The organism is Streptomyces sp. SID1328 (genome assembly GCF_009865595.1).
In the GTDB taxonomy this organism is placed as follows: Bacteria; Actinomycetota; Actinomycetes; order Streptomycetales; family Streptomycetaceae; genus Streptomyces; species Streptomyces griseoluteus.
On the sequence record NZ_WWKH01000973.1, the window covers coordinates 1 to 4,781 of the forward strand.

Here is a 4,781-nt window from a genome sequence, read left to right on the forward strand (position 1 = left end):
GTGGCCGACCAGCACGACCGGCAGCGGGCCGAACTTCTCGTGGAGTTCCCCGAGGGCGCGCAGCACGTCGTCGGCGGCGGCACCGCCGTTCCAGCCCCGGTGCCGGTAGCGCACCTCACCGAGCACGATGCCGTCCGACGGCAGCCCGGTGGCGACGGCGCGCAGCACAGGGCGCATCCGCAGCGCGGCGAGATGCCAGGGCCGGCTGACGGAGACGTCCTCCGCCCGGCCGCCGTGCAGGGTGAGCACCGCGGCTTTCGGGGACCTGGGGGCGTACCGGACGACCAGGGCGCTCTCCGGGCCCTCGCCGCCTTGCCGGCGCGTCGTCTCGTCCGGGCCGTCGCTGGGGACTGTCAACGGGGCGCCTTCCCTTCGGGCGGTCGTACGGGATCGTCACCTGGAATCCGTAGCCGCTCGGCGTGCGGCTTGGCCGGACGGGCCCGTTCCGCCTACTGCGACGGGCGGGACAAGACCACGTCTGAGAGGGTCGGACCGGGGCACATGTGCTCAGGCAAGGACTTCTCACCGTGATGACAGAGGTGAATCATGACCAGCCAGACCAAGGATCTGACCCCGAACTACACCGTGCCGGGCCTCGAACGTGAGGCGGCCGGCAAGCTCATCGGTCTGCTCCGCCTCCGTCTGCACGCGCTCAACGACCTCCACCTCACGCTGAAGCATGTGCACTGGAACGTCGTCGGACCGCACTTCATCGCCGTGCACGAGATGATCGACCCGCAGGTCGACCGGGTCCGTGACATGGCCGACGACGTGGCCGAGCGGACCGCCGCCCTCGGCGGTGTCGCCCAGGGCACGCCGGGTTCCCTGGTGGCCGAGCGCACGTGGGACGACTACTCCATCGGCCGGGGCGACGCCATCGCGCACCTCGCCGCGCTCGACGTGGTCTACACCGGCGTGATCGAGGGCGTACGCGCCGCGGTCAAGGAGGCGGGCGAGATCGACCCCGCCACCGAGGACCTCCTGATCGGGCAGCTCCGCGACCTGGAGCAGTTCCAGTGGTTCGTCCGGGCCCACCTGGAGAGCGCCCGCGGCACCCTCGCCACCGATGACGTGCACTCCGAGAAGGAGGCGGCCGCCAAGGGCGCCAAGGTGAGCTGAGCCGCCGGTACGGAAGTCGCCGCGCGCCGCTGCCCCCCGTGGGTGGCGGCGCGCGGCGTTTCCGTCTCCGGTCAGGGCGGCGAGTCGCCCCGGTCGCGGGCCGTGCGCAGGACCTCCTCCACGTCGCCGAGGCGGTCGAGGCCCTGGACGGCGCGGGAGGTGCGGTTGTTGGCGGCCAACAGGTCGCGGTGGCGGTGCACGAAGGCCCAGTAGCCGGTGGTGTACGGGCAGGCCCGCTCGCCGGTGCGGTCTCCGGGTTTGTAGGCGCAGCCACCACAGAAGTCGCTCATGCGGTGGATGTAGGCCCCACCGGAGGTGTACGGCTTGGTGGTCATCCGGCCGCCATCGGCGTACTGGGACATGCCGACGACGTTGGGCAGCATCACCCAGTCGTAGCCGTCGACGAAGCAGCGGTGGAACCAGTCGGTGACCGCGCGCGGCTCCCAGCCCTGCTGGAGGGCATGACTGCCGAGCAGCATCAGGCGCGGGATGTGGTGGGTCCAGCCGGTGTCGCGGACCTGGGCGAGGGCGGTGGACAGACAGCGGGCGGTGACGGCGTCGGCGTCGAGTTCGAGGAACCACTCGGGCAGCGGGGTGCGGGCGCCGAGGGCGTTGCGGTTCCGGTAGTCCTCACCGAAGTACCAGTAGAGCTGCCACACGTACTCGCGCCAGCCCGCGACCTGCCGGATGAACCCCTCGGCGCTGGAGATGGGCGCGTCGCCCGCCCGCCAGGTGTCCTCGGCGGCGGTGACCACCTCGGCCGGGTCGAGCAGGCCGAGGTTGAGGGAGGAGGAGAGGAGGCTGTGGCTCATCACCGGGTCGGCGGCGAGCATGGCGTCCTCGTGCGGGCCGAACCCGGCGAGCCGGTGTCCGGTGAAGCGGCGCAGCGCGGCCAGCGCCTCGCGGCGGGTGGCGGGGAAGCGGCGCGGGCCGTCGCGGCCGACGAAGGTGATGCCCTCCTCGCGCTCCCAGCGGTCGAGGTCGGCACGGACCTCGTCGTCGATCCCGTCCTCGCGGGGCCGGTAGGGCTTCGGCGCGTCGAGGGTGCGGGCACCCTTCGGGGGCGGTTCGCGGTTGTCGTGGTCGTGGTTCCAGCGGCCGCCGGCCGGTTCGCCGCCGTCCATGAGGAGGTCCAGCTCACGGCGTACCCAGTGGTAGAAGTCCTCCTGGCGCAGCCGGTGGCCGCCGCGTCCTTCGGCCCAGACGCGGAAGGTGTCCTGCGGGAACAGGAAGCCGCGGGCGGGCAGCACGCGCACCTTCTCCAGCGAGCGGACCAGGCCGAGGGCGGCGCGCGAGGTGGGGTGGCAGACGGTGACGCGGCCGGCGCCCACCGCCTCGCGCAGCCCCTCGCGGTAGGTCTCGGTACGGACGTAGGTGACGCGGTCACCGAGTTCGGCGGCCCGGTGGCGCATCGCGGAGAGGATCAGATGGGCCTTGGCCCGGTGGAAGCGACGGCGGCGGAAGACCGAGCGCGCCTCGATGAGCACCACGGGGGCGTGATGGGCGGGTCCGTCCGGGCCGGGGGTGAGGAAGTGGGGGCCGAGCTGGTCTCCGAACAGCCAGTGCCGGTCGGTCATCGCGGCCACTCCTCGATCAGGGCTGGGTTCGGCGGACCGCGCAGGTGGAGGCGTATCCATGTGGCGTCGATCTCATGGTCATCACGTGAAACACTTGCCGTTTGACAACTATGACCGTGACGCAAGAAAGTATCCGGTGTCACAGCAGGAGGGGAAGGATCAGAATGTTCCGGTCGGCGGAGGCCGCTCCGTTCGCCGGCCGCCGGGCGCCGGTGGCGATCCACGGCAGCCCTCTGGGCTGCGGCCCGGTTCGCTCAGGCGGTCCGGGAGCCGGTGGACTCGTCGTACCCGTGTATCTGGTCCGACGCGACCGCGCAGAACGCCTCCAGGCCGGTGAGCAGGGCGCTGCGGTCCCCGGCCGACATCCGCTCCAGCACCGAGCGCAGCGTCTCCTCGCGCCGGGCGCGCAGGTCTGTGAGGAAGGCGCGGCCCCGGCTGCTGAGGTACAGGCGCACCTCGCGCCGGTCGGTCCGGCTCACCTCGCGCTCGACGAACCCCGCCGCCTGGAGCCGGTCGCACAGGCGGCTGGTCGAGGGCGGGGTGGAGGCCAGATGGTCCCCGAGGGTCCGCAGGTTGATGCCCTCCTGGTGCTCCAGAATGAGCAGTACGCGCAACTGGGACGCCGAGGCGGGAGCCGTGGAGGCCCGGCCCCACAGGACTTCCAGCAGTTCCGCGGCCGTGGAGGTCACACGCGCGACTTCGACGGGTTCGGGGCGGGGGTGGAAGTTCGTCACGGTCACACTCTCGCAGGTATGGGGACGACCCACAGCCTACTAGCAGGCAAGACGGTCCGGAATATCCAGGAAGACTGCACGATACGTCCACCACTCGGCCCATCACGGGGCGGGCGTGGCGTTCTCACGGGTGAAAGATTGGCATACCTAAGATCGTGAACAGATTCATGGCTGTCGAGCGGGCGCTGCGCACGGCGCCTCCCTACGCCCTGGCCGACATCGTCAGCCGTGAGCTGGCCGGGCTCTACGCGGCCGAGGCCGTGGAGTTCCTGCTGGCCGACTACAGCCTCACCATGCTCCAGCCGGTGACCACCCCACCGCACGCGCTCCCCCCGGTCTCTCTGCACAACGGCCCGGCGGGCCGTGCCTTCGGCGCCCAGGAACCCTTCCTGGAGAACCTGGTCGACGACCGGCTGCGGGTCCACCTGCCCGTCAGCGTGCACGGGGACCGGCTCGGCGTACTCACGGTGACCCTGCCCGACTCCGAGGACACCCGCGCGGCGCTGCCCGAGCTGGCCGAGATCGCCCAGGTGCTGGGGCACGAGGTGCTGGTCGCCGACCGCGAGACCGACCTGTATCTCCAGACCCGGCGCCAGGACCGGCTCACCCTGGCCGCGGAGATGCAGTGGCAGCTCCTGCCCGGCCACTCCTGCTCCCTGCCCGAGTTCGAACTCGGCGCCCAGCTCGAACCGGCGTACGCCATGCACGGCGACAACTACGACTGGTCGTCCACGGCGGACCGGCTCACTCTGTACGTCTCCAACGGCATGGGCGAGGGTATAGAGGCCGCGCTGCTCACCAACCTCGCGGTCAACGCGCTCCGCAACGCCCGCCGGGCCGGCATCCCGCTCGCCGACCAGGCGGCCCTGGCGGACCAGGCGGTGTACGCCCAGTACCGGGGGCACCGCTATCTGTCGGTGCTGATGCTGGACTTCGACCTCGCCACCGGCCGCACCCGGGTGGTGGACGCCGGGTGCCCGCAGTTGCTCCGGCTGCGCGACGGCGCCGTGGAGCACGTCGGCTTCGAGGCGCAGTTGCCGCTCGGCATGTTCGAGGAGACCGACTACGTCGCGCAGGAGCTCCAGGTGGAGCCCGGCGACCGGCTGGTCTTCGTCAGCGACGGCGTGTACACGGTCGCCTCGCCCAAGGGCGAGCCCTACGGGGACGCGGCGCTGACGCGGGCCATCCAGTCCACCCGCTTGCTCCCGGCCTCGGAGGTGCCCGGAGCGGTGCTGCGCGAGCTGACCGGGCACCGCGGCACGACGCCGCCGGACGACGACGCGCTGGTGGTCTGCCTGGACTGGCACGGCCGCTGAGGCCCCTGTCCCCCGTCTCACGCACCGGCCCGGTG

The 4,781-nt window shown here is 71.8% G+C and carries 4 protein-coding genes and 1 pseudogene; 2 read left to right on the forward strand and 3 right to left on the reverse strand.

Annotation, left to right across the window (positions count from 1 at the left end):
• Window positions 1-357 (reverse strand): annotated as a pseudogene (locus tag GT030_RS31465) (alpha/beta hydrolase); the annotation flags it as partial.
• A gap of 189 nt (window positions 358-546) precedes the next feature.
• Here GT030_RS31465 and GT030_RS31470 point away from each other — a divergent pair.
• Window positions 547-1,119 (forward strand): DNA starvation/stationary phase protection protein, encoded by a 573-nt coding sequence (locus GT030_RS31470; RefSeq protein ID WP_161204004.1) that lies wholly within the window; start codon window positions 547-549, stop codon window positions 1,117-1,119.
• Window positions 1,120-1,190: 71 nt separating this feature from the next.
• Here the strand turns inward: GT030_RS31470 and GT030_RS31475 are convergent, their stop codons facing one another.
• Window positions 1,191-2,696 (reverse strand): cryptochrome/photolyase family protein, encoded by a 1,506-nt coding sequence (locus GT030_RS31475; RefSeq protein ID WP_161204005.1) that lies wholly within the window; start codon window positions 2,694-2,696, stop codon window positions 1,191-1,193.
• A 254-nt stretch (window positions 2,697-2,950) separates the two neighbouring features.
• Window positions 2,951-3,436 (reverse strand): MarR family transcriptional regulator, encoded by a 486-nt coding sequence (locus GT030_RS31480; RefSeq protein ID WP_161204006.1) that lies wholly within the window; start codon window positions 3,434-3,436, stop codon window positions 2,951-2,953.
• Window positions 3,437-3,585: 149 nt separating this feature from the next.
• Here GT030_RS31480 and GT030_RS31485 point away from each other — a divergent pair, with 149 nt between their 5' ends.
• Window positions 3,586-4,746, forward strand: coding sequence for a PP2C family protein-serine/threonine phosphatase (locus GT030_RS31485; protein ID WP_161204007.1), 1,161 nt, complete (start codon window positions 3,586-3,588; stop codon window positions 4,744-4,746).
• Window positions 4,747-4,781 lie beyond the last annotated feature (35 nt).